The organism is Variovorax sp. RA8 (assembly GCF_901827175.1).
Taxonomy (GTDB): Bacteria; Pseudomonadota; Gammaproteobacteria; order Burkholderiales; family Burkholderiaceae_C; genus Variovorax.
In genome coordinates this window covers 5,745,969-5,770,215 of sequence record NZ_LR594662.1, presented here as the reverse complement: position 1 = coordinate 5,770,215, position 24,247 = coordinate 5,745,969, and the positions used below count along the sequence as shown (strand labels likewise).

At 65.9% G+C, this 24,247-nt stretch carries 19 protein-coding genes and 4 tRNA genes; all 23 read left to right on the top strand.

Annotation, left to right across the window (positions count from 1 at the left end; translation table 11 throughout):
• Positions 1-3: 3 nt before the first annotated feature.
• The 23 genes from ltaE to E5P3_RS27425 all read left to right on the top strand — a co-directional run bounded on the left by ltaE (position 4) and on the right by E5P3_RS27425 (position 24,246).
• On the top strand, positions 4-1,053 hold the full coding sequence (ltaE, locus tag E5P3_RS27535) for a low-specificity L-threonine aldolase (RefSeq protein ID WP_162588851.1): 1,050 nt from the start codon (positions 4-6) through the stop codon (positions 1,051-1,053).
• Positions 1,046-1,708: a LysE family translocator gene (locus tag E5P3_RS27530; protein WP_162588850.1), complete on the top strand. Its 663-nt coding sequence runs from the start codon at positions 1,046-1,048 to the stop codon at positions 1,706-1,708. Before ltaE ends, E5P3_RS27530 begins: the two co-directional genes overlap by 8 nt.
• 18 nt (positions 1,709-1,726) lie before the next feature.
• Entirely contained in the window at positions 1,727-2,752 is a 1,026-nt protein-coding gene (gene trpD / locus E5P3_RS27525) for an anthranilate phosphoribosyltransferase (RefSeq protein ID WP_162588849.1), read from the top strand.
• Between the two features lie 12 nt (positions 2,753-2,764).
• Positions 2,765-3,565 (top strand): indole-3-glycerol phosphate synthase TrpC, encoded by an 801-nt coding sequence (trpC, locus tag E5P3_RS27520; RefSeq protein WP_162588848.1) that lies wholly within the window; start codon positions 2,765-2,767, stop codon positions 3,563-3,565.
• Positions 3,566-3,620: 55 nt separating this feature from the next.
• On the top strand, positions 3,621-4,325 hold the full coding sequence (locus tag E5P3_RS27515) for a uracil-DNA glycosylase (protein ID WP_162588847.1): 705 nt from the start codon (positions 3,621-3,623) through the stop codon (positions 4,323-4,325).
• A gap of 139 nt (positions 4,326-4,464) precedes the next feature.
• Positions 4,465-4,550, top strand: a tRNA-Tyr gene (locus E5P3_RS27510).
• A gap of 120 nt (positions 4,551-4,670) precedes the next feature.
• Positions 4,671-4,744, top strand: a tRNA-Gly gene (locus E5P3_RS27505).
• A 43-nt stretch (positions 4,745-4,787) separates the two neighbouring features.
• Positions 4,788-4,862 (top strand) — tRNA-Thr (locus tag E5P3_RS27500).
• A 74-nt stretch (positions 4,863-4,936) separates the two neighbouring features.
• On the top strand, positions 4,937-6,130 hold the full coding sequence (gene tuf, locus E5P3_RS27495; protein WP_102905612.1) for an elongation factor Tu: 1,194 nt from the start codon (positions 4,937-4,939) through the stop codon (positions 6,128-6,130).
• Between the two features lie 12 nt (positions 6,131-6,142).
• Positions 6,143-6,218 (top strand) — tRNA-Trp (locus E5P3_RS27490).
• 144 nt (positions 6,219-6,362) lie between these two features.
• Positions 6,363-6,746, top strand: coding sequence for a preprotein translocase subunit SecE (gene secE, locus E5P3_RS27485; protein ID WP_068684328.1), 384 nt, complete (start codon positions 6,363-6,365; stop codon positions 6,744-6,746).
• Positions 6,746-7,342 (top strand): transcription termination/antitermination protein NusG, encoded by a 597-nt coding sequence (nusG, locus tag E5P3_RS27480; RefSeq protein WP_068684330.1) that lies wholly within the window; start codon positions 6,746-6,748, stop codon positions 7,340-7,342. The genes secE and nusG overlap by 1 nt, the downstream gene beginning before the upstream one ends.
• Positions 7,343-7,458: 116 nt before the next feature.
• Entirely contained in the window at positions 7,459-7,890 is a 432-nt protein-coding gene (gene rplK / locus E5P3_RS27475; RefSeq protein ID WP_028252759.1) for a 50S ribosomal protein L11, read from the top strand.
• A complete protein-coding gene (gene rplA, locus E5P3_RS27470; RefSeq protein WP_162588846.1) occupies positions 7,891-8,592 on the top strand; it encodes a 50S ribosomal protein L1 in 702 nt (233 codons plus the stop codon).
• Positions 8,593-8,883: 291 nt separating this feature from the next.
• Positions 8,884-9,414: a 50S ribosomal protein L10 gene (gene rplJ, locus E5P3_RS27465; protein ID WP_162588845.1), complete on the top strand. Its 531-nt coding sequence runs from the start codon at positions 8,884-8,886 to the stop codon at positions 9,412-9,414.
• Between the two features lie 42 nt (positions 9,415-9,456).
• Positions 9,457-9,834, top strand: coding sequence for a 50S ribosomal protein L7/L12 (rplL, locus tag E5P3_RS27460; RefSeq protein WP_068684340.1), 378 nt, complete (start codon positions 9,457-9,459; stop codon positions 9,832-9,834).
• A gap of 251 nt (positions 9,835-10,085) precedes the next feature.
• Positions 10,086-14,210: a DNA-directed RNA polymerase subunit beta gene (rpoB, locus tag E5P3_RS27455; protein ID WP_162588844.1), complete on the top strand. Its 4,125-nt coding sequence runs from the start codon at positions 10,086-10,088 to the stop codon at positions 14,208-14,210.
• 19 nt (positions 14,211-14,229) lie between these two features.
• Positions 14,230-18,465 (top strand): DNA-directed RNA polymerase subunit beta', encoded by a 4,236-nt coding sequence (gene rpoC, locus E5P3_RS27450; protein WP_162588843.1) that lies wholly within the window; start codon positions 14,230-14,232, stop codon positions 18,463-18,465.
• A 92-nt stretch (positions 18,466-18,557) separates the two neighbouring features.
• On the top strand, positions 18,558-19,142 hold the full coding sequence (locus E5P3_RS27445; protein WP_232073496.1) for a LemA family protein: 585 nt from the start codon (positions 18,558-18,560) through the stop codon (positions 19,140-19,142).
• Positions 19,143-19,171: 29 nt separating this feature from the next.
• Positions 19,172-20,545, top strand: coding sequence for a 16S rRNA (cytosine(967)-C(5))-methyltransferase RsmB (rsmB, locus tag E5P3_RS27440; protein ID WP_162588841.1), 1,374 nt, complete (start codon positions 19,172-19,174; stop codon positions 20,543-20,545).
• A gap of 10 nt (positions 20,546-20,555) precedes the next feature.
• A complete protein-coding gene (locus tag E5P3_RS27435) occupies positions 20,556-21,158 on the top strand; it encodes a DUF4390 domain-containing protein (RefSeq protein ID WP_162588840.1) in 603 nt (200 codons plus the stop codon).
• Complete coding sequence (locus E5P3_RS27430; RefSeq protein WP_162588839.1) at positions 21,155-23,482, top strand: sensor histidine kinase; 2,328 nt, start codon at positions 21,155-21,157, stop codon at positions 23,480-23,482. Before E5P3_RS27435 ends, E5P3_RS27430 begins: the two co-directional genes overlap by 4 nt.
• A 65-nt stretch (positions 23,483-23,547) precedes the next feature.
• On the top strand, positions 23,548-24,246 hold the full coding sequence (locus tag E5P3_RS27425; RefSeq protein ID WP_162588838.1) for a response regulator: 699 nt from the start codon (positions 23,548-23,550) through the stop codon (positions 24,244-24,246).
• Position 24,247 lies beyond the last annotated feature (1 nt).

Here is a 24,247-nt window from a genome sequence, read left to right as displayed (position 1 = left end):
ACGATGAGCAGGCCCCTGGTCGATCTGCGCAGCGACACCGTCACCCGGCCCACCGCCGCAATGCGCGAGGCCATGCTCGAAGCTCCTCTGGGCGACGACGTGTTCGGCGACGATCCGAGCGTCAACGCACTGCAGGCGCAGCTCGCCGCAATGCTGGGCTTCGAGGCGGCACTCTTCGTCCCCACGGGGACGCAGAGCAACTTCTGCGGGATCCTCGCCCACTGTCAGCGCGGCGACGAGTACATCGTCGGCCAGATGGCGCACTGCTACCGCTGGGAAGGCGGCGGCGCTGCGGTGTTCGGCAGCGTGCAGCCGCAGCCGCTGGACCATCAACCGGACGGGACGCTGGCCCTGAAGGACATCGAGGCGGCCATCAAGCCCGATGACGCGCACTTCGCCCGCACCCGCCTGCTCGCACTGGAGAACACGCTGGGCGGCAAGGTGCTGCCTTTCGACTATGTGGAGCAGGCCACGCAGCTTGCGCAGCGCAAGGGCCTGGCCCGGCATCTCGACGGCGCGCGGCTCTTCAACGCGGCGGTGGCGCAGGCGGCGCGGCGCGGCACCGATGCGCGGGAGGAGGCACGGCGGATTGCAGGCTGCTTCGACAGCGTCTCGGTCTGCTTCAGCAAGGGGCTGGGCGCGCCGGTCGGCTCGGCACTGTGCGGATCGCGCGAGCTGATCGCGCGCGCCCACCGCATTCGCAAGATGGCCGGCGGCGGCATGCGCCAGGCCGGGATGCTGGCCGCCGCGGCGTCGCATGCGCTGCAGCACCACATCGATCGCCTTGCCGAGGATCACGTGCTGGCGCGCCGGCTGGCCGAGGGTCTGGCCGGAATCGACGGCCTGCAAGTCGAGGTGCCGCAGACCAACCTGCTCTTCGTCGACCTGGTGGGCGAGGCACAGGCGCGCTCCGCCGAGCTGCTCGCGCACCTGAAGCGCGAGGGCGTGCTTGCCACGGGGCTGTACCGTCTGCGTTTCGCGACGCATCTTGACGTCGACGCCGACGGCATAGCCCGCGCCATCGCCGCCATACGGAGCTTCTTCCATGCCTGAGGCGCATTCGCTGCTGCTCTTCGTCGTTGCCGGCCTGCTGTTGAACCTGACTCCTGGCCCGGACGTCCTCTACATCGTGACCCGGGCATTGCGCTCGGGCGGACGCGCCGGAATCGTGGCCGGCCTGGGCATCACGGCGGGCTGCTTCGTGCACATCACTGCTGCCGCGGTGGGCGTGGGCGCGCTGATGCAGACCTCGGCAGCGCTGTTCACGGTACTCAAGTGGATCGGCGCGGCTTACCTCCTCTGGGTCGGCGTCCGCATGCTCGTATCACGCATGCCGAAGGAGGATGGCCTGCCGTTCAAAGACGTGCCGGAGCGTTCCGGCCTGAGGAGCGTCTTCCTCGGCGGCTTCTGGACCAATGTCCTCAATCCGAAGGTGGCGCTGTTCTTCCTGGCTTTCGTGCCGCAGTTCATCGCGCCCGAGACGGCCAACAAGCCGCTGGCTTTTTTCCTGCTCGGGACGCTGTTCAACTTCAACGCCATCTTCGTGAATGTCGGCTGGGCCCTGCTCGCAGGCTGGACCGCGCGCCATGTGAGCTCGGTGCGCCGCGGCATGCACTGGCTGGAGCGCGGCGCGAGCGCGCTGTTCATCGGCTTTGGCATCCGGCTCGCGCTCGCAGAGAATCCGGGCGCGGCCTCATCCGTTCACTGATCCAAGGGAGACTTCATCATGCCCATCACCCCCCAGGAAGCCCTGCAGCGCACCATCGAGCACCGCGAGGTGTTCCATGACGAGATGCTGCACATCGTGCGTCTGATCATGAGCGGCGAGTGCTCGCCGGTGATGATGGCGGCGCTGATCACCGGCCTGCGCGTCAAGAAGGAAACCATCGGCGAGATCACCGCCGCCGCGCAGGTAATGCGCGAGGTCTCGACCAAGGTGCCGGTGGCCGACACCCGCCACCTGGTCGACATCGTCGGCACCGGCGGCGACGGCTCGCACACATTCAACATCTCGACCTGCTCGATGTTCGTGGCCGCCGCGGCGGGCGCCAAGGTCAGCAAGCACGGCGGGCGCAGCGTGAGCAGCAAGTCCGGCAGCGCCGATGTGCTGGAGTCGCTGGGTGTCAACATCAACCTGAAGCCCGAGCAGATCGCAAAGTGCATCGAGGACGTGGGAATCGGCTTCATGTTCGCGCCCAATCACCATCCGGCGATGAAGAACGTCGCGCCGGTGCGCAAGGAACTGGGTATCAAGACCATCTTCAACATCCTGGGGCCTCTCACCAACCCGGCCGGCGCGCCGAACATCCTGATGGGCGTGTTCCATCCGGACCTGGTCGGCATCCAGGTGCGCGCGCTGCAGCGGCTGGGCGCCGAGCATGCGCTGGTGGTCTACGGGCGCGACGGCATGGACGAGATCTCGCTCGGCGCTGCCACCATGGTCGGCGAGCTGAAGAACGGGGAGGTGCGCGAGTACGAGCTGCATCCCGAGGATTTCGGCTTTGCCATGTCGAGCAACCGCACGCTGCGCGTCGAGACGCCCGAGCAATCGAAGGCGATGCTGCTCGGCGTGCTGGACAACCAGCCGGGACCGGCGCGCGACATCGTGGTTCTCAACGCAGGGGCGGCGCTCTATGCGGCTGACCTGGTCGACTCGATGGCGGGCGGGATCGCGCGTGCCCGTGCGGCGCTGGAGTCGGGCGCGGCGAAGGCCAAGCTGGCCGAACTGGTCCAGGCGACCAATGCGGGCTGAGGAGGGGAAAGCATGTCCGACATCCTCGAGAAGATCGTTGCCGTCAAGCGGGAAGAGGTGGCTGCGGCGCTCAAGATGCGCCCGTTCGAGGCGATCCGCATAGATGCCGAGAGCCGGGTGCTCACGCGCGACTTCATCGGCGCGCTGCGCACCAAGATCGCGGGCGGCCAGGCAGCAGTGATCGCGGAGATCAAGAAGGCCAGTCCGAGCAAGGGCGTGTTGCGCGCCGACTTCATCCCGGCCGACATCGCGCAGAGCTATGCCGAGGGCGACGGCACCGTCAATGCGGCTTGCCTCTCGGTGTTGACCGATCGCCAGTTCTTCCAGGGCGGCATCGACTACCTCAAGCAGGCGCGCGCCTCCTGCGAGCTGCCGGTGCTGCGAAAGGACTTCATCGTCGATGCCTATCAGGTCTACGAATCGCGGGCCATCGGCGCCGATGCGATCCTGCTGATCGCCGCCTCCCTGGATGACGCGCAGATGCGCGATTTCGAGGCGATCGCGACAGGGCTGGGCATGGCGGTGCTGGTGGAGGTGCACGATGCGGCCGAGCTCGAGCGGGCGCTGAAGCTGCGCACCCCGCTTATCGGTGTCAACAACCGTAACCTGCGGACCTTCGAGGTCTCGGTGCAGACGACGCTTGAGCTGCTGCCGAGGGTTCCGGCGGATCGCCTGCTCGTCACCGAGTCCGGCATCACGTTGCGCGAGGACGTGGCGACGCTGCGTGCCGCCGGCGTCCATGCCTTCCTGGTGGGCGAAGCCTTCATGCGTGCTGACGAGCCGGGCGAGGCGCTGGCCGATCTGTTCCGATGAGCCGCCGGGCCGTTCCCAAGGCGAATATCGCAGCCCGCAGGGCCGAGGTTGCCATATGAGCGCGCCGTCCACCCAGCTGGCCAGCAGCGATCCGGCCGATTGGCCGGTGGCGCCGGGGTGGGAGCCCCTGGTCGACGAGTTCTTCGGCTCGCCGGCCGGCCTCAAGCTGATCGACTTCCTGCATGAGCGGCTGAAGGCTGGCGCCGCCATCTTTCCGCCGCGGCCATTGCGAGCCCTCGAGCTCACGCCGCCGGAGGCCGTGCGCGTCGTGATCCTGGGCCAGGATCCGTACCACGGGCGTGGCCAGGCCGAGGGACTCGCCTTCTCCGTGGCGCCGGGCGTGGCCCTGCCGCCGTCGCTGCGCAACATCTTCAAGGAGCTGGAGCGCGATCTGGGCACCCCGCCGCCGCGCTTCCCCGAGCCGGGCGGCAGCCTGGTCAAATGGGCCACCCACGGCGTGCTGCTGCTCAACACCTGCCTGACGGTAGAGGAGGGCCAGCCGGCCAGTCATTCCGGCCGGGGCTGGGAAGTGCTGACCGATGCCGTGATTCGCCAAGTGGCCGAGGGCGAGCGCCCGGTGGTGTTCATGCTGTGGGGATCGCATGCGCAGAGCAAGCGCGCGCTGATCGACAGCCGCCGCCACAAGGTGCTATCCGCGAACCATCCCTCGCCGCTTTCGGCTCTACGCCCACCGGCGCCTTTCATCGGTTGCGGCCATTTCAGCGAGGCGCGGGCCTGGCGAGAGACGCAGGGCCTTTAATTGATCCGGGTGAAATCGAGGGTCCGCGGTGCAGCGAATGCCGACGGCATTTCGGCGGCGGGCAACTGCGCCGCCGTGATCGCAGCCAAGCCCTGTCATCGACCTGCCCTGTCAACCGTGCTATATTTCGAGGTTCGCCGGAGAGGTGGCCGAGTGGTTAATGGCAGCAGACTGTAAATCTGCCCTCTTACGAGTACGCTGGTTCGAATCCAGCCCTCTCCACCAGCGAAGAACGGATTTTGCAGAGCGTTTGAATGACGGGTATCGGTGCAAAGCTGGAAGGCGAAAGCGCAGAACCCGGACCGTGCTACGGTGCGGCCCTGGCTCTAGGGGTTGCACCGCGATGCGGGAGTAGTTCAATGGTAGAACCCTAGCCTTCCAAGCTAATGACGCGGGTTCGATTCCCGTCTCCCGCTCCAGCAATCTCCGATCGACGCGAAGCGCAGGTTTTAGAAGTATTTCGCCCATTTGGCTCAGTGGTAGAGCACTCCCTTGGTAAGGGAGAGGTCGCGGGTCCGATTCCCGCAATGGGCACCAGTCTTGGGGTTGTGGCCGGGTGGTCGCAACCCCATGTCAGTGTGTTGATCTAGTTATTTTTCGGAGTCGAGAAAATGGCAAAAGGAAAATTCACCCGCACGAAGCCGCACGTGAACGTGGGCACGATCGGTCACGTGGACCACGGCAAGACCACCCTGACGGCGGCGATTGCCACGGTGCTGTCGGCCAAGTTCGGCGGTGAGGCCAAGGCCTACGACCAGATCGACGCGGCGCCCGAAGAAAAGGCGCGCGGCATCACCATCAACACCGCCCACGTCGAGTACGAGACGGCCAACCGCCACTACGCGCACGTCGACTGCCCCGGGCACGCCGACTACGTCAAGAACATGATCACCGGTGCCGCCCAGATGGACGGCGCCATCCTCGTGTGCTCGGCCGCCGACGGCCCGATGCCCCAGACCCGAGAGCACATCCTGCTGGCGCGCCAGGTGGGTGTGGGCTACATCATCGTCTACCTCAACAAGTGCGACATGGTCGACGACAAGGAGCTGCTGGAGCTCGTCGAGATGGAAGTGCGCGAGCTCCTGGACAAGTACGAGTTCCCGGGCGACGACACCCCCATCATCCACGGCTCGGCCAAGCTGGCCCTGGAAGGCGACAAGGGCGAACTCGGCGAAGGCTCCATCATGAAGCTGGCCGAGGCCCTGGACACCTACATCCCCACCCCTGAGCGTGCGGTGGACGGCACCTTCCTCATGCCCGTGGAAGACGTCTTCTCCATCTCCGGTCGCGGCACGGTTGTGACCGGCGCCGTCGAGCGCGGCGTCATCAAGGTTGGCGAGGAAATCGAGATCGTCGGCATCCGCCCGACCCAGAAGACCACCTGCACGGGCGTGGAGATGTTCCGCAAGCTGCTGGACCAGGGCCAGGCTGGGGACAACGTGGGCGTGTTGCTGCGCGGCACCAAGCGTGAGGAAGTCGAGCGCGGCCAAGTGCTGTGCAAGCCGGGCTCCATCAAGCCCCACACCCACTTCACCGCCGAGGTGTACGTGCTGAGCAAGGACGAGGGCGGGCGTCATACGCCGTTCTTCAACAACTACCGTCCGCAGTTCTACTTCCGCACCACCGACGTGACGGGTGCGATCGAGCTGCCGCAGGACAAGGAGATGGTCATGCCCGGCGACAACGTGTCCATCACGGTGAAGCTGATCAACCCCATCGCCATGGAAGAAGGCCTGCGCTTCGCCATTCGCGAGGGTGGCCGCACCGTGGGCTCCGGCGTGGTGGCGAAGATCCTGGACGTCTAAGCGATTTCGCGGAGGGGTATAGCTCAATTGGCAGAGCGTCGGTCTCCAAAACCGAAGGTTGTAGGTTCGATTCCTACTGCCCCTGCCACTCGAAGGTGGCGTTGAGAAAGCCCGGCGCGAAACCGGCGGGCTGAGGAAACCCAAAGAGCCCGTCATGACCTGACGGGCTTCGGCGTCTGGAATGGCGCCATGAATTGAAGAGGCTGTAAGGCCGCAGGAACAAAGCCCAAAGATGGCTACTTCTCAAATCGAAACCGTGAGCACCGGCGCAGACAAGGCCAAGCTGGCCGTGGCTGTCTTGCTCGCGGTGGGCGCCATCGTGGCGTTCTACCTGCTGTCGCGCCAGGGCGCGCTCGTGCAGTGGGCTGTCCTGCTGGTGGGCTTGGCGGCCGCCGTGGGTGCGTTCGCGAGCTCGGAGAATGGTCGCCAACTGTGGGCCTTCGGCCGTGATTCGTGGCGCGAGGTCAAGAAGGTCGTGTGGCCGACCCGCAAGGAAACGATCCAGATGACGGCCTATGTGTTCGCCTTTGTCGTGGTGATGTCCGTCTTCCTCTGGCTCACGGACAAGACGCTCGAATGGGTGTTTTTCGACCTCATCCTGGGCTGGAGAAAATGATGACTGACGACGCTGTCGACACAACGCCGGAACATACGCCCGTGCTGGCGCCGCCCGCCAACCCCGACCTGCGCTGGTATGTGGTCCACGCGTACTCGGGCATGGAAAAGGCCGTGGAACGCAACATCACCGAGCGCATCAACCGCGCCGGCATGCAAGACAAGTTCGGCCGCATCCTGGTTCCGACCGAGGAAGTGGTCGAGATCAAGAACGGCCAGAAGCGCACCACCGAGCGACGCTTCTTCCCGGGCTACGTCCTGGTCGAGATGATCATGGACGACGAGAGCTGGCATCTGGTGAAGCACACCAACAAGGTGACGGGTTTCGTCGGAGGTGCGAAGAACCGGCCTGCCCCCATTTCGCAAAAGGAAGTCGAGGACATCGTCTCCCAGATGCAGCAGGGCACCGAGAAGCCGCGCCACAAGGTCGAGTTCATCGTAGGCGAATTCGTGCGCGTCAAGGAAGGCCCATTCACCGACTTCAACGGCACGGTCGAGGAAGTCAACTACGAGAAGAGCAAGGTGCGCGTGTCGGTCATGATCTTCGGCCGCGCGACACCCGTCGAGCTGGAGTTCTCGCAAGTCGAGAAAACCTGAAGCAGTTTCCGGCTGCGCGTTGTCCGACTCGGCGCGTGGTTTTGATCGAAGAGTCGTCAACCCCGGGGAGCTGCGGCCGAGAAGGCCAAGGCGCTATGACCCGCAAGGAGTAAAGCATGGCGAAGAAAATCGTCGGCTTCATCAAGCTGCAAGTACCAGCTGGTAAAGCCAATCCGTCGCCGCCGATCGGCCCCGCACTGGGCCAGCGCGGTTTGAACATCATGGAATTCTGCAAGGCGTTCAATGCGCAGACCCAGGGCGTCGAGCCCGGCCTGCCGCTGCCGGTGGTCATCACCGCATTCGCCGACAAGAGCTTCACCTTCATCATCAAAACGCCGCCGGCGATCACGCTGATCAAGAAGGCCATCAAGCTCGAGAAGGGTTCCGCGCGTCCGCACACCGACAAGGTCGGCAAGATCACGCGCGCCCAGCTCGAAGAGATCGCCAAGACCAAGATGAAGGACCTGACCGCTGCCGACCTGGACGCCGCGGTCCGCACCATCGCCGGCTCGGCCCGTTCGATGGGCGTGAATGTGGAGGGCGTGTAAATGGCCAAGATCACCAAGAAGCAGAAGGCGCTGGCAGGCAAGGTCGACAGCAACAAGCTGTACCCGCTCGTCGACGCGATCGGTATCGTCAAGGAAGCCGCCACCGCGAAGTTCGATGAGTCGATCGACGTGGCCGTGCAGCTTGGCATCGACGCCAAGAAGTCCGACCAGGTGGTGCGCGGCGCGGTCGTGATGCCCAACGGCACCGGCAAGACCAAGCGCGTGGCCGTGTTCGCCCAGGGTGCCAAGGCCGAAGAAGCCAAAGCCGCCGGCGCCGACATCGTCGGCATGGACGACCTGGCTGCCCAGGTGAAGGCCGGTGACATGCCCTTCGACGTGGTGATCGCCGCGCCGGACGCGATGCGCGTGGTCGGTGCGCTGGGCCAGATCCTCGGCCCGCGCGGCTTGATGCCGAATCCCAAGGTCGGCACCGTGACGCCCGACGTCGCTACCGCCGTCAAGAACGCCAAGGCCGGCCAAGTGCAGTTCCGCGTCGACAAGGCCGGGATCATCCACGGCACGATCGGCCGCCGTTCGTTCGACACCGACAAGCTGCAGGGCAACTTGGCCGCGCTGATCGAGGCGCTGGTCAAGGCCAAGCCGGCTTCAAGCAAGGGCATCTACCTGCGCAAGGTGGCCGTGTCCTCGACGATGGGTGTGGGTGTCCGCGTGGACACGCAGACCATCTCGGCCCAGGGCTGAGGCGCATGAAAGCGGGTCTTGCTCCGGCAGGGCCCCGATGAGATCGGCCCCGTTGCCTGTCGAAGGGCGGCGGGGCGGTGTGGTGGGTCGGGACGGCGTGCAAGCGCTGTCCCGGGCCATCCGAGACCGCTGGCATGCAGGAGGGCCTGCACTTAATCGCCTCGACCTTCGTGAGGCAACCAGCGCAGATGGCGATCCCGCTGCAAGGAATCCGTTTCCGAAACAGTTGGTCGCTGCATGAAGCGCGTCCCGAGGCTGTACGCCGAAGGATGCATTGAAAAGGAGTAGACCTTGAGTCTGAATCGCAGTGAGAAAGAAGCGGTCATCAGTGATGTGACCAGCCTCGCCGCAAAAGCTCAAACGCTCGTGATGGCGGAATACCGTGGCATCACGGTCGCTGACATGACCCGTCTGCGCAACGATGCGCGCAGCAAGGGTGTGACCCTGAGTGTTCTCAAGAACACCCTGGCACGCCGTGCTGTCGCTGGTAGCGCATTCGAAGTCGTCGGTGACCAGATGACCGGCCCGCTGATCTATGGCTTCTCCGAGGATGCCGTGGCCGCCGCGAAGGTGGTGGCCGATTTCGCGAAGACCAACGACAAGCTGGTCATTCGCGGCGGTGCCTTCGGTGGCAAGGCCCTGGACGTCGAAGGCGTGAAGCAACTGGCCAACATCCCTTCCAAGGAAGTGCTGTTGGCGCAACTGCTGGGCTTGATGCAGTCCCCGATCTCGCGCACGGCACGTGTCCTGGCCGCGCTCGCCGAGAAGCGTGGTGGCGGCGAAGCCCCGGCCGAGGCTGCGGTCGAAGCCCAAGCCGCCTGAGCTTGTTTTTGCAAATTTCAACCCAATTGTTAGGAAACCCAAATGGCATTCGATAAAGACGCATTTCTGACCGCGCTCGACAGCATGACGGTCCTGGAGCTCAACGACCTGGTGAAAGCCATCGAAGAGAAGTTTGGCGTGAGCGCCGCAGCCATGGCCGCCCCGGCCGCCGGTGGTGGCGGTGCCGCCGCCGCTGCCGTCGAGGAAAAGACCGAGTTCAACGTCATGCTGATGGAAGCCGGCGCGAACAAGGTTGCCGCGATCAAGGCCGTGCGCGAAATCACCGGCCTGGGCCTGAAGGAAGCCAAGGACCTGGTGGAAGCCGCTCCCAAGGCCGTGAAGGAAGGCGTGGCCAAGGCCGACGCCGAAGCGATGAAGAAGAAGCTGGAAGACGCCGGCGCCAAGGCGGAATTGAAGTAATTCGGTTCCAACGCAGGGCTGGAGTGCGCCGAAAGGCCCTCCAGCCTTTGCCGCTTTCAGAGCGCACCCAAAAGCCTGCCAAGCCCAAGACGGTTTTTGAGTGTCTTCTGACCCCGACTGCAGAAGACCCCTTGGTTCGGGTGATGTGCAACGCATCACTGTCCGCCAACGGCTGGTAGTGGCCAGCCGCCAAGCAGTGGCGCGAAAGCGCTGCTGACAAGTCGCTGAAGATCTCAAGCTCCGGAGCTCTCATGGCCCAAACGTCCACGTACAGTTACACCGAACGCAAGCGCATCCGAAAGAATTTCGGTAACCGCGACAGCGTCGTCGAAATTCCCTACCTGCTGCAGATGCAGAAGGACGCCTACACCGCGTTCCTGCAAGCAGGTATCCCCCCTCAGAAACGCACGGTGGAAGGCCTGCAGGCCGCTTTCGACGCCGCTTTCCCCATCGTCTCGCACAACGGTTTCGTGGAAATGAAATTCCTCGAGTACAACCTCGCGAAGCCGGCGTTCGACGTGCGCGAGTGCCAGACCCGCGGCCTGACCTTCGCCTCGGCCGTGCGCGCCAAGGTGCAGCTGATCATCTACGACCGCGAGTCCTCGACCTCGCAGTCGAAGGTGGTCAAGGAAGTGAAAGAGCAGGAGGTCTACATGGGCGAAGTGCCGCTCATGACCGAAAAGGGCTCCTTCATCATCAACGGCACCGAGCGCGTGATCGTCTCGCAGCTGCACCGCTCGCCGGGCGTGTTCTTCGAGCATGACAAGGGCAAGACGCACAGCTCGGGCAAGCTGCTGTTCTCGGCCCGCGTGATCCCCTACCGCGGCTCCTGGCTGGACTTCGAGTTCGACCCGAAGGACATGCTGTACTTCCGCGTCGACCGTCGCCGCAAGATGCCGGTGACGATCCTGCTGAAGGCGATCGGCCTGAACCCGGAATCGATCCTCGCGAACTTCTTCGTCAACGACAACTTCCGTCTGATGGACAGCGGCGCGCAGATGGAGTTCGTCTCCGAGCGCCTGCGCGGCGAAGTCGCACGCTTCGACATCACCGACAAGTCGGGCAAGGTGGTGGTCGCCAAGGACAAGCGCGTCACCGCGCGCCACACGCGCGAGCTCGAGCAGACGGGCACCACGCACATCAGCGTGCCGGAAGACTTCCTGGTGGGCCGCGTGCTGGCCCGCAACATCGTCGACACTGACTCCGGCGAGATCCTGGCCAAGGCCAATGACGAGCTGACCGAAGCGCTGCTGAAGAAGCTGCGCGCCGCCGGCGTGCAGGAGCTGCAGGCCATCTACACCAACGAACTCGACCAGGGCGCGTACATCTCGCAGACCCTGCGCATCGACGAGACGGTGGACGAGTTTGCCGCCCGCGTGGCCATCTACCGAATGATGCGCCCTGGCGAACCGCCGACGGAAGACGCGGTTCAGGCCCTGTTCCAGCGCCTGTTCTACAACCCGGACACCTACGACCTGTCGCGTGTCGGGCGCATGAAGTTCAACGCCAAGGTCGGCCGCGACGAGTCGACCGGCCCGATGGTGCTGACCAACGAGGACATCCTCGCCGTCGTCAAGATCCTGGTGGACCTGCGCAACGGCCGCGGCGAGGTCGACGATATCGACCACCTCGGCAATCGCCGCGTGCGCTGCGTCGGTGAACTGGCCGAGAACCAGTACCGCACCGGCCTTGCCCGCATCGAGAAGGCCGTCAAGGAGCGCCTGGGCCAGGCCGAGCAAGAGCCGCTGATGCCGCACGACCTGATCAACAGCAAGCCGATCTCGGCCGCGCTGAAGGAGTTCTTCGGCGCCTCGCAGCTGTCGCAGTTCATGGACCAGACCAACCCGCTCTCCGAAATCACGCACAAGCGCCGCGTCTCGGCCCTCGGCCCGGGCGGTCTGACGCGGGAGCGCGCCGGCTTCGAAGTGCGCGACGTGCACGTTACGCACTACGGCCGCGTGTGCCCGATCGAAACGCCTGAAGGCCCGAACATCGGCCTGATCAATTCGCTGGCTCTGTACGCCCGCCTGAACGAGTACGGCTTCATCGAGACGCCGTACCGCCGCGTGGTCGAGGGCAAGGTCACGAACGAGATCGACTACCTCTCGGCCATCGAGGAAGGCAAGTACGTGATCGCGCAGGCCAACGCCGCGCTCGACAAGGACGGCCGCCTGACGGGCGACCTGGTGTCGGCGCGCGAGACCGGCGAGTCGATCCTGGTCTCCGCCGAGCGCGTCCAGTACATGGACGTGTCGCCGGCGCAGATCGTATCGGTGGCCGCCTCGCTGGTGCCGTTCCTGGAGCACGACGACGCGAACCGCGCGCTGATGGGCGCCAACATGCAGCGCCAGGCGGTGCCGGTGCTGCGTCCCGAGAAGGCCTTCGTCGGCACCGGCATCGAACGCGTCTCCGCGGTCGACTCCGGCACGGTCGTCACGGCCAGCCGCGGCGGCGTGGTCGACTACGTCGACGCCACCCGCATCGTGGTGCGCGTGAACGACGCCGAAGCGGCGGCCGGTGAGGTCGGCGTGGACATCTACAACCTGATCAAGTATCAGCGTTCGAACCAGAACACGAACATCCACCAGCGTCCGATCGTCAAGCGCGGCGACAAGATCGCCAAGGGCGACGTGATCGCCGACGGCGCCTCGACCGACCTGGGCGAGCTGGCGCTGGGCCAGAACATGCTGGTCGCGTTCATGCCCTGGAACGGCTACAACTTCGAGGACTCGATCCTGATCAGCGAGCGCGTGGTTGCCGAAGACCGCTACACCTCGATCCACATCGAGGAGTTGGTGGTGATGGCGCGCGACACCAAGCTGGGCGCAGAAGAAATCACCCGCGACATCCCGAACCTGGCCGAGCAGCAGCTCAACCGCCTGGACGAATCCGGGATCATCTACGTCGGCGCCGAAGTGCAGCCCGGGGACACGCTGGTCGGCAAGGTCACGCCCAAGGGCGAGACCACGCTGACGCCTGAAGAGAAGCTGCTGCGCGCGATCTTTGGCGAGAAGGCTTCCGACGTGAAGGACACCTCGCTGCGCGTGGACCAAGGCTCGCAGGGCACCGTGATCGACGTGCAGGTGTTCACCCGAGAAGGCATCCAGCGCGACAAGCGTGCCCAGCAGATCATCGACGACGAGCTCAAGCGCTTCCGCCTGGACCTGAACGACCAGCTGCGTATCGTCGAGGCTGACGCCTTCGACCGGATCGAGAAGCTCCTGATCGGCAAGGTTGCCAACGGCGGCCCGAACAAGCTGGCCAAGGGCAGCAAGCTCGACAAGGCGTACCTCTCGTCAATCGAGAAGTTCCACTGGTTCGACATCCGCCCGGCGGAAGACGAGGTGGCCTCGCAGCTCGAGTCGATCAAGAACTCGCTCGAGCAGACGCGCCACAGCTTCGACCTCGCGTTCGAAGAAAAGCGCAAGAAGCTCACGCAGGGCGATGAGCTGCCCGCGGGCGTCCTCAAGATGGTCAAGGTCTACCTGGCTGTCAAGCGCCGGCTGCAGCCCGGCGACAAGATGGCCGGCCGCCACGGCAACAAGGGCGTGGTGTCGAAGATCGTTCCGGTCGAAGACATGCCGCACATGGCCGACGGCACGCCGTGCGACATCTGCCTGAACCCGCTGGGCGTGCCCTCGCGGATGAACGTCGGGCAGGTGCTCGAAGTGCATCTGGGTTGGGCCGGCAAGGGCGTGGGCCAGCGCATCGGCGACCTTCTGCAGGCCGAGGCCAAGGTGGCGGAGCTGCGCCAGTTCATGGACAAGCTCTACAACGGCTCGGGCCGCAAGGAAGACCTCGCCAAGCTGAGCGATGCCGACATCCTCGAGATGGCCGGGAACCTGTCGACCGGCGTGCCTTTTGCGACGCCCGTGTTCGACGGTGCCTCGGAAGAGGAAATCCGCGGCATGCTGCACCTGGCCTATCCGGACGAGATCGCCAAGGCCAAGGGCCTGACCGCGTCGCGCACCCAGGCCTACCTGTACGACGGCCGCACGGGCGACCAGTTCGAGCGTCCCGTCACGGTCGGCTACATGCACGTGCTCAAGCTGCACCACTTGGTGGACGACAAGATGCACGCCCGCTCGACCGGCCCGTACAGCCTGGTCACGCAGCAGCCGCTGGGCGGCAAGGCGCAATTCGGCGGCCAACGTTTCGGGGAAATGGAAGTGTGGGCGCTCGAAGCGTACGGCGCTGCCTACGTCCTGCAGGAAATGCTGACCGTGAAGTCCGACGACGTGCAGGGCCGCACCAAGGTCTACGAAAGCATCGTCAAGGGCGAACACTCGATCGAAGCCGGCATGCCGGAGTCGTTCAATGTGCTGGTCAAGGAAATCCGTTCGCTGGGTCTCGACATCGAGCTCGAGCGTTCGTAACAGAAGAGGACAGAGTCACATGAAATCGCTACTCGACCTATTCAAGCAATTCACGCCGGACGAGCATTTCGATGCCATCCGGATCGGCATGGCTTCGCCCGAGAAGATCCGTTCGTGGTCCTTCGGCGAGGTGAAGAAGCCCGAGACCATCAACTATCGGACCTTCAAGCCCGAGCGCGACGGTCTCTTCTGCGCGAAGATCTTCGGCCCGATCAAGGACTACGAGTGCCTGTGCGGCAAGTACAAGCGTCTCAAGCACCGCGGCGTGATCTGCGAGAAGTGCGGCGTTGAAGTCACGCAGACCAAGGTGCGCCGCGAGCGCATGGGCCACATCGACTTGGCCGCGCCTTGCGCGCACATCTGGTTCCTGAAGTCGCTGCCGTCGCGCCTGGGCCTCGTGCTCGACATGACGCTGCGCGACATCGAGCGCGTGCTGTACTTCGAAGCCTACGTGATCACCGACCCCGGCATGACCCCGCTGAAGAAGTTCGGCATCATGTCCGAGGACGACTACGACGCGAAGCGCAAGGAATACGGCGACGAGTTCATCGCCAAGATGGGCGCCGAAGGCATCAAGGACCTGCTGATGGGCATCGAGCTCGACAGCGAGATCGAGAAGCTGCGCGGCGACCTGACCGGCTCCGAAGTCAAGGTCAAGAAGAACTCCAAGCGCCTCAAGGTGCTGGAAGCCTTCCGCAAGTCGGGCATCAAGCCCGAGTGGATGGTGCTGGATGTGCTGCCCGTGCTGCCGCCGGACCTGCGTCCGCTGGTGCCGCTGGACGGCGGCCGCTTCGCGACTTCCGACCTGAACGACCTCTACCGTCGCGTCATCAACCGCAATTCGCGCCTGCGCCGTCTGCTCGAGCTGAAGGCGCCGGAGATCATTGCACGCAACGAGAAGCGGATGCTGCAGGAGGCTGTCGACAGCCTGCTGGACAACGGCCGCCGCGGCAAGGCCATGACGGGCGCCAACAAGCGCGCGCTCAAGTCGCTGGCCGACATGATCAAGGGCAAGAGCGGCCGCTTCCGCCAGAACCTGCTGGGCAAGCGCGTCGACTACTCGGGCCGATCGGTCATCGTGGTGGGCCCGACGCTCAAGCTGCACCAGTGCGGCCTGCCGAAGCTGATGGCACTCGAGCTGTTCAAGCCCTTCATCTTCTCGCGCCTGGAAGCCATGGGCATTGCGACCACCATCAAGGCGGCGAAGAAGGAAGTCGAATCCGGCACGCCGGTGGTCTGGGACATCCTGGAAGAGGTGATCAAGGAGCACCCGGTGATGCTGAACCGTGCACCGACGTTGCACCGCCTCGGCATCCAGGCCTTCGAGCCGATCCTGATCGAAGGCAAGGCGATCCAGCTGCACCCGCTCGTTTGCGCGGCCTTCAACGCCGACTTCGACGGCGACCAGATGGCCGTGCACGTGCCCCTGTCGGTGGAAGCGCAGATGGAAGCCCGCACGCTGATGCTGGCCTCCAACAACGTGCTGTTCCCGGCAAGCGGCGAGCCCTCCATCGTGCCCTCGCAGGACGTGGTGCTGGGCCTCTACTACACGACGCGCGAGCGCATCAACGGCAAGGGCGAAGGCCTGGTCTTCTCCGACATCGGTGAAGTCCAGCGCGCGCTCGACGCCGACGTGGTGGAGCTGACCGCCAAGGTCAGCGTGCGCATCACGGAGTACACCAAGGACAAGGACTCGGGCGAGTTCACGGCCAAGACCGAGCTGGTCGACACCACCGTCGGCCGGGCGCTGCTGTCCGAGATCCTGCCGAAAGGCCTGCCGTTCTCGAACATCAACAAGGCGCTGAAGAAGAAGGAAATTTCCAAGCTCATCAATGCCTCCTTCCGCAAGTGCGGCCTGAAGGAGACGGTGGTCTTCGCCGACAAGCTGCTGCAGAACGGCTTCCGGCTGGCGACCAAGGCCGGTATCTCGATTGCCATCGACGACATGCTGGTGCCTTCCGAGAAGCACGGCATCATCGACCGCTCCGCCAAGGAAGTGAAGGAGATCGAGCAGCAGTACGTCTCGGGCCTGGTCACCGCCGGCGAGCGCTACAACAAGGTGGTGGACATCTGGGGCAAGGCCGGCGACGAAGTGTCGAAGGTCATGATGTCCAAGCTCTCGAAGGAGAAGGTCACCGACCGCCACGGCAAGGAAGTGGAGCAGGAGTCCTTCAACTCCATCTACATGATGGCCGACTCGGGCGCCCGCGGTTCCGCCGCGCAGATCCGCCAGGTCGCGGGCATGCGGGGCCTGATGGCCAAGCCGGACGGCTCGATCATCGAGACGCCGATCACGGCGAACTTCCGCGAAGGCCTGAACGTGTTGGAGTACTTCATCTCCACCCACGGCGCCCGGAAGGGCCTGGCCGACACTGCGCTGAAGACTGCGAACTCCGGCTACCTGACGCGTCGCCTGGTCGACGTGACGCAGGACCTGGTCGTGATCGAGCAGGACTGCGGCACGATGGACGGCACCGTGATGCGTGCCATCGTCGAAGGCGGTGAAGTCATCGAATCGCTGCGTGAGCGAATCCTCGGCCGCACCGCGGCCGAAGACGTGCTGCACCCCGAGACGCGTGCCGTGCTGGCCAAGGCCGGCGACATGCTCGATGAGGACATGATCGAAGCGCTGGAGAACGAAGGCGTGGACGAGGTCAAGGTGCGCACCGCGCTGACCTGCGCCACCCGCTTCGGCCTGTGTGCCAAGTGCTACGGCCGCGACCTCGGCCGCGGCGGCCTGGTCAACAACGGCGAAGCGGTGGGCGTGATTGCGGCGCAGTCGATCGGCGAGCCTGGCACGCAGCTGACGATGCGGACCTTCCACATCGGCGGCGCGGCTTCGCGTGCGGCAGTGGCGTCGAGCGTCGAGGCCAAGTCCAACGGCGTGATCGGCTTCAACGCCACGATGCGCTACGTGACCAACAGCAAGAACGAGCTGGTGGTGATCGCACGTTCGGGAGAGATCGTCATCCATGACGAGCACGGCCGCGAGCGCGAGCGCCACAAGGTGCCCTACGGCGCGACCCTGGCTGTCAAGGCCGACCAGCAGGTCAAGGCCGGCCACGTGCTGGCCAACTGGGACCCGCTGACGCGCCCGATCATCACGGAGTTCGCCGGCAAGACCAAGTTCGAGAACGTCGAGGAAGGCCTCACGGTTGCGAAGCAGGTGGACGAGGTCACGGGCCTGTCCACCCTGGTGGTCATCGATCCGAAGCGCCGCGGAGCGGCCAAGGTCGTGCGTCCGCAGGTGAAGCTGATCGACGTCGCCGGCAACGAGGTGAAGATCCCGGGCACCGACCACTCGGTGACCATCGGCTTCCCCGTCGGCGCGCTGGTGCAGGTGCGGGACGGCCAGGACGTGGGCCCCGGCGAAGTGCTGGCGCGCATTCCGGTCGAAGGCCAGAAGACCCGCGACATCACCGGCGGTCTGCCGCGCGTGGCCGAGCTCTTCGAAGCCCGCTCGCCCAAGGACAAGGGCATGCTGGCCGAGATGACCGGCACCGTGTCCTTCGGCAAGGAGACCAAGGGCAAGGTGCGGCTGCAGATCACCGATCCGGACGGCAAGGTCTGGGAAGAGCTGGTGCCCAAGGAGAAGAACATCCTGGTGCACGAAGGCCAGGTGGTGAACAAGGGCGAGTCGATCGTCGACGGTCCGGCCGATCCGCAGGACATCCTGCGCCTGCTGGGCTCCGAGGAACTGGCGCGCTACATCGTGGACGAGGTGCAGGACGTGTACCGCTTGCAGGGTGTGAAGATCAACGACAAGCACATCGAGGTGATCGTTCGCCAGATGCTGCGCCGTGTCGTGGTCGAGAACCCCGGCGACACCAACTACATCGCCGGCGAGCAGGTCGAGCGCAGCGAGATCCTCAACACCAACGACGCGCTGCGCGCCGAGGACAAGCTGCCCGCGACCTACACCAACCTGCTGCTGGGTATCACGAAGGCGTCGCTCTCGACCGACAGCTTCATCAGCGCTGCTTCGTTCCAGGAAACGACGCGCGTGCTGACCGAAGCCGCGATCATGGGCAAGCGCGACGAGCTGCGCGGGCTGAAGGAGAACGTCATCGTCGGCCGCCTGATCCCCGCGGGCACCGGCATGGCCTACCACCAGGCACGCAAGGTCAAGGACGCGATGGACGAGGCCGAGCGTCGCGCGATCGCCGAGGCGGAAGCCGCCGAACTGTCCGGTAGCGCCGCCTCGACCGATGACGCCAGCACGGCCGACGCCAGCGAAGGCGCTGCGACCGAATAACTGGTTAGCATCGCCGGCATGACCGGTCTCCCACGCCCCCCTTCCGCCCGCGGATCGGGGGCTTTTTTCTGGCGGAGGGTTGCGTGAGCGGCATGCCCGATTCGCTCCCGTGGTGGATCCTCGGCGCGGTGGCGCTGTTTTGGTTCATCGGCGCCTACAACCGCATCGTGCGACTCCGTTCAGGGGCGCTGCAGGCCTATGCGACGCTCGACGTGGCGCTGGTGCGCCAGCTCGATTTCGTCCAGGCGCGCCTTGCCGAGGAGCTCGCGCCGCCGCAGGGCTCGTCCGGTATGCAACGTGAGGACACCGGGCTGAAGGCGTCCGCCGGCCAGCTCGTCACGCTGCTGGCCGCCACGCGCCTCAAACCGCTGGACCCTGCTCGCATCGGGGCCCTGGCGACCGCGTTGCACGTGATGCTGAGCACCTGGCAGCGGCTGCATCCCGACGCGGTGGTCAGCTTCGAGGCCGACGGGACCCTGTCGCGGCCCGCCCCGCTCAATGGCCGGGACGAGGGCGCTCCCGCGCCCATGGCCTGGCCCGAGCCCTCGGCCGCCGCCGAGATCGCGCGCAACCAGTTCAACCAGGCGGTGGAACAGTACAACGCGGCCATCGGCCAGTTCCCGGCGCTGCTGGTGGCGTGGATCATGCAGCTGCGACCGGCAGCGCCTTTGCGCTGACATCGCCTTCGTCCATCATTGATTTCAAGTTGTCAGACTCTTCAGATCCTCTTCACACGGCGCAGCCCTTCGCGCCCCCCCTCTGGCGCCAGCTGCAGCTCACCGCTGTCGCGCTCGCCGCGATCCGCGGCGGCGTTTCCGGCACCGTGGCCTTCGAAGCCGTCCCGCCGGCCCTGCGGCCGGGGGTGCAGGCCCTGGGCTTCCAGGTGCTGCGCTGGCTCGGGCGGGCCGAAGCCCTGCGCCGGCAACTGGCCAAGCGCACGCCGCCGCCGGCTGCCGATGCCTTGCTTTGCACCGCCCTTGCCCTGGCCTGGGATGCCGCGCAGGCGCCCTACGAGCCTTTCACCCTGGTCGACCAGACGGTCGAGGCCGCCAAGCGCAATCCCGGGACGCGTGCACAGGCCAGCTTCGTCAACGCTTGCCTGCGCCGCTTCCTGCGGGAACGGGAGGAGCTGGTGGCCGCCACCGACCGCGAGCCCGTCGCGCAGTGGAACCATCCGCGCTGGTGGATCGAGCGGCTCCGGCGCGACCACCCGCGCGACTGGCAGCGCATTCTGGCCGCGGACAACACGCAGGCGCCGTTGACGCTGCGGGTCAATACCCGCCAGGGAGACCGACCCTCGTATCAGGCGGCACTGGCGGTCGCCGGCCTGCAGGCAGTCCCGGTGGGCGCCGCCGGACTGCAGCTGCTGCGCGCCCGGCCGGTGCAGGAGCTGCCGGGCTTCGCCGAGGGGTATTGCTCGGTGCAGGACGCCGCCGCCCAACTCGCCGCGCCGCTGCTGCTCGAGGGCCTGCTCGGCGCCGCCCAGGGGGCCGGACCCCTGCGAGTGCTCGACGCCTGTGCGGCGCCCGGCGGCAAGACCGCCCACCTGCTCGAACTGGCCGGGCCCGACGCCATCGAACTCACCGCGCTGGAGGTCGATGCCGTGCGCAGCCGACGCATCGACGAGACCCTCGCCCGGCTCGGCTTGAGCGCCAAGGTCGTCGTGGCCGATGCCGGCCGGCCGAAGGACTGGTGGGACGGCCAGGCCTTCGATGCCATCCTGCTCGACGCACCCTGCACCGCCTCCGGCATCGTGCGCCGGCACCCCGATGTGCGCTGGCTGCGCCGCGAGAGCGACACCGAGCGGCTGGCGCTGCTGCAGGCCATGCTGCTGGCGGCCCTCTGGCCCCTGGTGCGGGAGGGCGGACGCCTGCTCTACTGCACCTGTTCGGTCTTCAAGGAGGAGGGCGTGCACCAGATCGATGCGTTCCTTGCGCACAACACCGACGCCCGTTTGCTGCCCTCGCCAGGGCATTTGCTGCCGCAAAGCGGGGAGATTGCCCGTGGCGTCCCGGACAATGCCTTGGGTGATCACGACGGCTTCTTCTACGCTTTGCTTGAGAAACAGGCGCCCCGCTGAACGCTGGGGCATGGGATGGCTGGCGACCCTGCTCGCGCTGGCCTGCTTCCTGGCCTGCTGGTCGGTGCCCGCGCCAGCCCAGTCCGGAAAGAGTGCCACCGTGAGTCAGCTGAAGCTCGAACAGGCAGACGATGGCGTCTACCTCAACGCCCAGGTGCAGTTCGAACTGCCCAACCTGGTCGAGGAGGTGCTCGAGAAGGGCATCGCGATCTATTTCGTCGCCGAGGCCGAGCTCTATCGCGAGCGCTGGTACTGGACCGATCAGAAAGTGGCCCAGGCGGCGCGCCACATGCGGCTCGCCTACCAGCCGCTCACCCGGCGCTGGCGGCTCAACGTCTCGCCGGTTCCGATCACCAATTCGGGCTTCGGCGTGTCGCTGAACCAGAACTTCGATACCCTGTCGGAAGCGCTCGACGGCGTGCGGCGCGTGGCCCGGTTGCGGCTGGGCGACATCTCCGAAATCGGCGACGAGGGCGCCCACCCGGTGACTTTCCGCTTCCGCCTGGACACCTCGCAACTGCCGCGGCCCTTCCAGATCGGCGTGGTCGGCCAAGCCGACTGGAACATCTCTGTCGAGCGCAGCGCACGCTTGTCGCTGGAGAAGGCGAAGTGAGCAAGGACTCTCGGGCAGGCGTCGGCAGATCGTCGGCAGCAAGCCGCGCCCGCGCCATACGCTGGGCCATCGGCGTCAGCGCTTTCCTGGTCACGGCGGTCGGGCTGGTATTGATGTTCCTGTTGGCGCAGTCCACCAACAATCGGGAACTCTACGAGCGCAACTACGCGCGTCTGTTCGGCATCAACGTGGTCGTGGCGACGGTGCTCGTGCTGGTCATCGGCTGGGTTGCCTTCCGCCTGCTGCGGCGGTTGCGCCAAGGCAAGTTCGGCAGCCGCCTGCTGATCAAGCTGGCCGCCATCTTCGCGCTGGTGGGCGTGGTGCCCGGGGTGCTCGTATACGTGGTCTCCTACCAGTTCGTGGCGCGCTCGATCGAGAGCTGGTTCGACGTCAAGGTCGAGGGTGCGCTGGACGCCGGCCTGAACCTGGGACGCGCCACCCTGGACTCGCTGTCCGACGACCTCGTGAGCAAGGTGCGCGGCGCCAGCAGCCAGCTTGCCGACGTGCCTGACACCAGCGCCGGGCTGGTGCTCGAGCGCATTCGCGATCAGCTGGGTGCTACCGACGTGGTGCTGTGGACCGCCTCCGGGCAACTGATCGCCGGGGCGGGCACCTCGCGCTTCCAGCTCAACCCCGAGCGGCCCTCGCCGCAGCAGTTGCGCCAGGTGCGTGCCGATCGCGCCATCGCTCACATCGAAGGGCTGGACGAGAGCCCCGGCCCCGGCGTGACGCAGCCGCCGCCGGCCAGCGTGCGGGCGCTCGCGCTGGTGCAGCGCCCCGGCTTCGACTTCAGCACCGAGCCACGCTTCCTGCAGGTCGTCCAGCCGCTGCCGCCCGCGGTGGTGGCCAATGCGCTCGCTGTGCAGGAGGCGAATCGCGAGTACCAGGAGCGGGCGCTGGCGCGCGAAGGTTTGCGCCGCATGTACATCGGCACCCTGACCCTGACGCTTTTCCTCGCCGTGTTCGGTGCGGTGCTGCTCGCGGTGCTGTTCGGTACCCAGCTCGCGCGGCCGCTGCTCGTGCTGGCCGACGGCGTGCGGCAGGTGGCCGGCGGCGACCTTCGGCCCACCGCCGTGGTCCAGGGCCGGGACGAGCTCGGCGGGCTCACGCGCTCCTTCGCGGTCATGACCCAGCAGCTGGCCGACGCGCGCGCGGCGGTCGAGAAGACCCTGGGCGAGCTCGATGCGGCGCGTGCCAACCTGCAGACCATCCTCGACAACCTGACCTCCGGCGTGATGGTGCTGGACAAGAATGGCGTCGTGCTGTCCACCAATCCGGGCGCCACGCGCGTGCTGCGCGCGCCGCTCGCGGCCTACGAAGGTCAGCGGCTGGTCGATGTGCCCGGCCTGGCCGAATTCGGGCAGGCCGTGCAACAGCAGTTCGACGATTTCGAGGTCGAGCGCCTGCAGCACGGCCTCGATCACTGGCAGCATGCCTTCGAGCTGCACACCAGCGGGGAGGGCCTGTCGCAAGACGCGGTCAACATCGTTGCGCGCGGCGCGCAACTGCCGGGCGAGGCGCGGCTGCTGGTGTTCGACGACATCTCCGAGATCGTGTCGGCCCAGCGGGCCCAGGCCTGGGGCGAGGTGGCGCGTCGCCTGGCGCACGAGATCAAGAACCCGCTCACGCCGATCCAACTGTCGGCCGAGCGCCTCGAGATGAAGCTCAGCGGCAAGGTCGCGCCGGCCGAGGAGGCGATACTGGTCAAGTCGGTCCGGACCATCGTCGACCAGGTCGACGCGATGAAGCGGCTGGTCAACGAGTTCCGCGACTATGCGCGGCTGCCGGCGGCGGACCTGAAGGCGGTCGACCTCAACGCGCTGGTCTCCGACGTACTCCAGCTCTATGCTGCCGAGAACGCACCCATCGCGCTGCGCTGCGAGCTCGACGAGCGCTGTCCGCCGATCCGCGCCGATGCGCAGCAGATCCGGCAGGTCATTCACAACCTGTTGCAAAACGCGCAGGACGCCGCGGAGGCCGCGGCCCACGGGACCGGGCGCCCCGGCGAGGTCGTCATCCGTACGCGGCTGGCCGACTCGGGCCAGCGCGTGCGCCTCACGGTGCAAGACAGCGGGCCTGGCTTCGCCGAGAACATCCTCAAGCGCGCCTTCGAGCCCTACGTCACGACCAAGACGAAGGGCACCGGCCTCGGGCTTGCCGTGGTCAAGAAGATTGCCGACGAGCACGGCGCGCGCATCGAACTTTCCAACCGCATCGTTGACGGGGCTGTGGCTGGTGCGCAAGTCTCGTTATCATTCGTTTTGGCTGGTGAGGCGCAGGGAGCGCTCGCTCACGCCAAGGATTCGACGTCGCCCGTCGCTTGAGCGCTTGCTCGCGCGGCGGGGCGGGTCCTCAAGAAAACCCAAACCGGCGCACAACACAAGCATTCATGGCAAACATCCTCGTGGTCGACGACGAGCTAGGCATTCGGGACCTGCTCTTCGAAATTCTGAACGACGAAGGCCACAACGTCGAGCTCGCGGAGAACGCGGCAGAAGCCCGCGCCGCCCGGCAGCGCGCGCGCCCCGATCTCGTTCTGCTCGACATCTGGATGCCCGACACCGACGGTGTCACGTTGCTCAAGGAATGGTCGACGGCCGGTCTCCTGAGCATGCCGGTCATCATGATGAGCGGCCACGCCACCATCGACACCGCGGTCGATGCCACCCGCATCGGCGCCTTTGCTTTCCTCGAGAAACCCATCACCCTGCAGAAGCTGCTGAAGGCGGTTGAGCAAGGATTGGCACGCGAGCAAGCGCGCCGCGCGGCGGCCAGCGTGGTGCCGACCACCGCGAACAACCTTGCCACCGTGGTCACCACGATGGGCGAGAACTCGCTGGTGCCCGCGGCCCCGCAGGCGCCTGCGGTCGACACCGGCCCACAGGCCATGCAGAGCTTCGATCTCGACCGGCCGCTGCGCGATGCGCGCGACGGATTCGAGAAGGCGTACTTCGAGTTCCATCTCGCCATGGAGAACGGATCGATGACCCGCGTGGCGGAGAAGACCGGCCTGGAGCGCACCCATCTTTATCGCAAGTTGAAGCAGCTCGGCGTCGATCTCTCGAGAGGGCGCCGCGGCGCTGTATAAT

Coding starts and splice junctions, on each gene's coding strand:
- rpoC (WP_162588843.1), top strand. CDS start 14,230: ATGAAATCGCTACTCGACCTATTCAAGCAATTCACGCCGGACGAGCAT.
- E5P3_RS27445 (WP_232073496.1), top strand. CDS start 18,558: ATGCCCGATTCGCTCCCGTGGTGGATCCTCGGCGCGGTGGCGCTGTTT.
- rplK (WP_028252759.1), top strand. CDS start 7,459: ATGGCGAAGAAAATCGTCGGCTTCATCAAGCTGCAAGTACCAGCTGGT.
- E5P3_RS27530 (WP_162588850.1), top strand. CDS start 1,046: ATGCCTGAGGCGCATTCGCTGCTGCTCTTCGTCGTTGCCGGCCTGCTG.
- E5P3_RS27435 (WP_162588840.1), top strand. CDS start 20,556: ATGGGATGGCTGGCGACCCTGCTCGCGCTGGCCTGCTTCCTGGCCTGC.
- E5P3_RS27425 (WP_162588838.1), top strand. CDS start 23,548: ATGGCAAACATCCTCGTGGTCGACGACGAGCTAGGCATTCGGGACCTG.
- E5P3_RS27515 (WP_162588847.1), top strand. CDS start 3,621: ATGAGCGCGCCGTCCACCCAGCTGGCCAGCAGCGATCCGGCCGATTGG.
- rplL (WP_068684340.1), top strand. CDS start 9,457: ATGGCATTCGATAAAGACGCATTTCTGACCGCGCTCGACAGCATGACG.
- tuf (WP_102905612.1), top strand. CDS start 4,937: ATGGCAAAAGGAAAATTCACCCGCACGAAGCCGCACGTGAACGTGGGC.
- ltaE (WP_162588851.1), top strand. CDS start 4: ATGAGCAGGCCCCTGGTCGATCTGCGCAGCGACACCGTCACCCGGCCC.
- trpC (WP_162588848.1), top strand. CDS start 2,765: ATGTCCGACATCCTCGAGAAGATCGTTGCCGTCAAGCGGGAAGAGGTG.
- trpD (WP_162588849.1), top strand. CDS start 1,727: ATGCCCATCACCCCCCAGGAAGCCCTGCAGCGCACCATCGAGCACCGC.
- nusG (WP_068684330.1), top strand. CDS start 6,746: ATGACTGACGACGCTGTCGACACAACGCCGGAACATACGCCCGTGCTG.
- rpoB (WP_162588844.1), top strand. CDS start 10,086: ATGGCCCAAACGTCCACGTACAGTTACACCGAACGCAAGCGCATCCGA.
- rplA (WP_162588846.1), top strand. CDS start 7,891: ATGGCCAAGATCACCAAGAAGCAGAAGGCGCTGGCAGGCAAGGTCGAC.
- secE (WP_068684328.1), top strand. CDS start 6,363: ATGGCTACTTCTCAAATCGAAACCGTGAGCACCGGCGCAGACAAGGCC.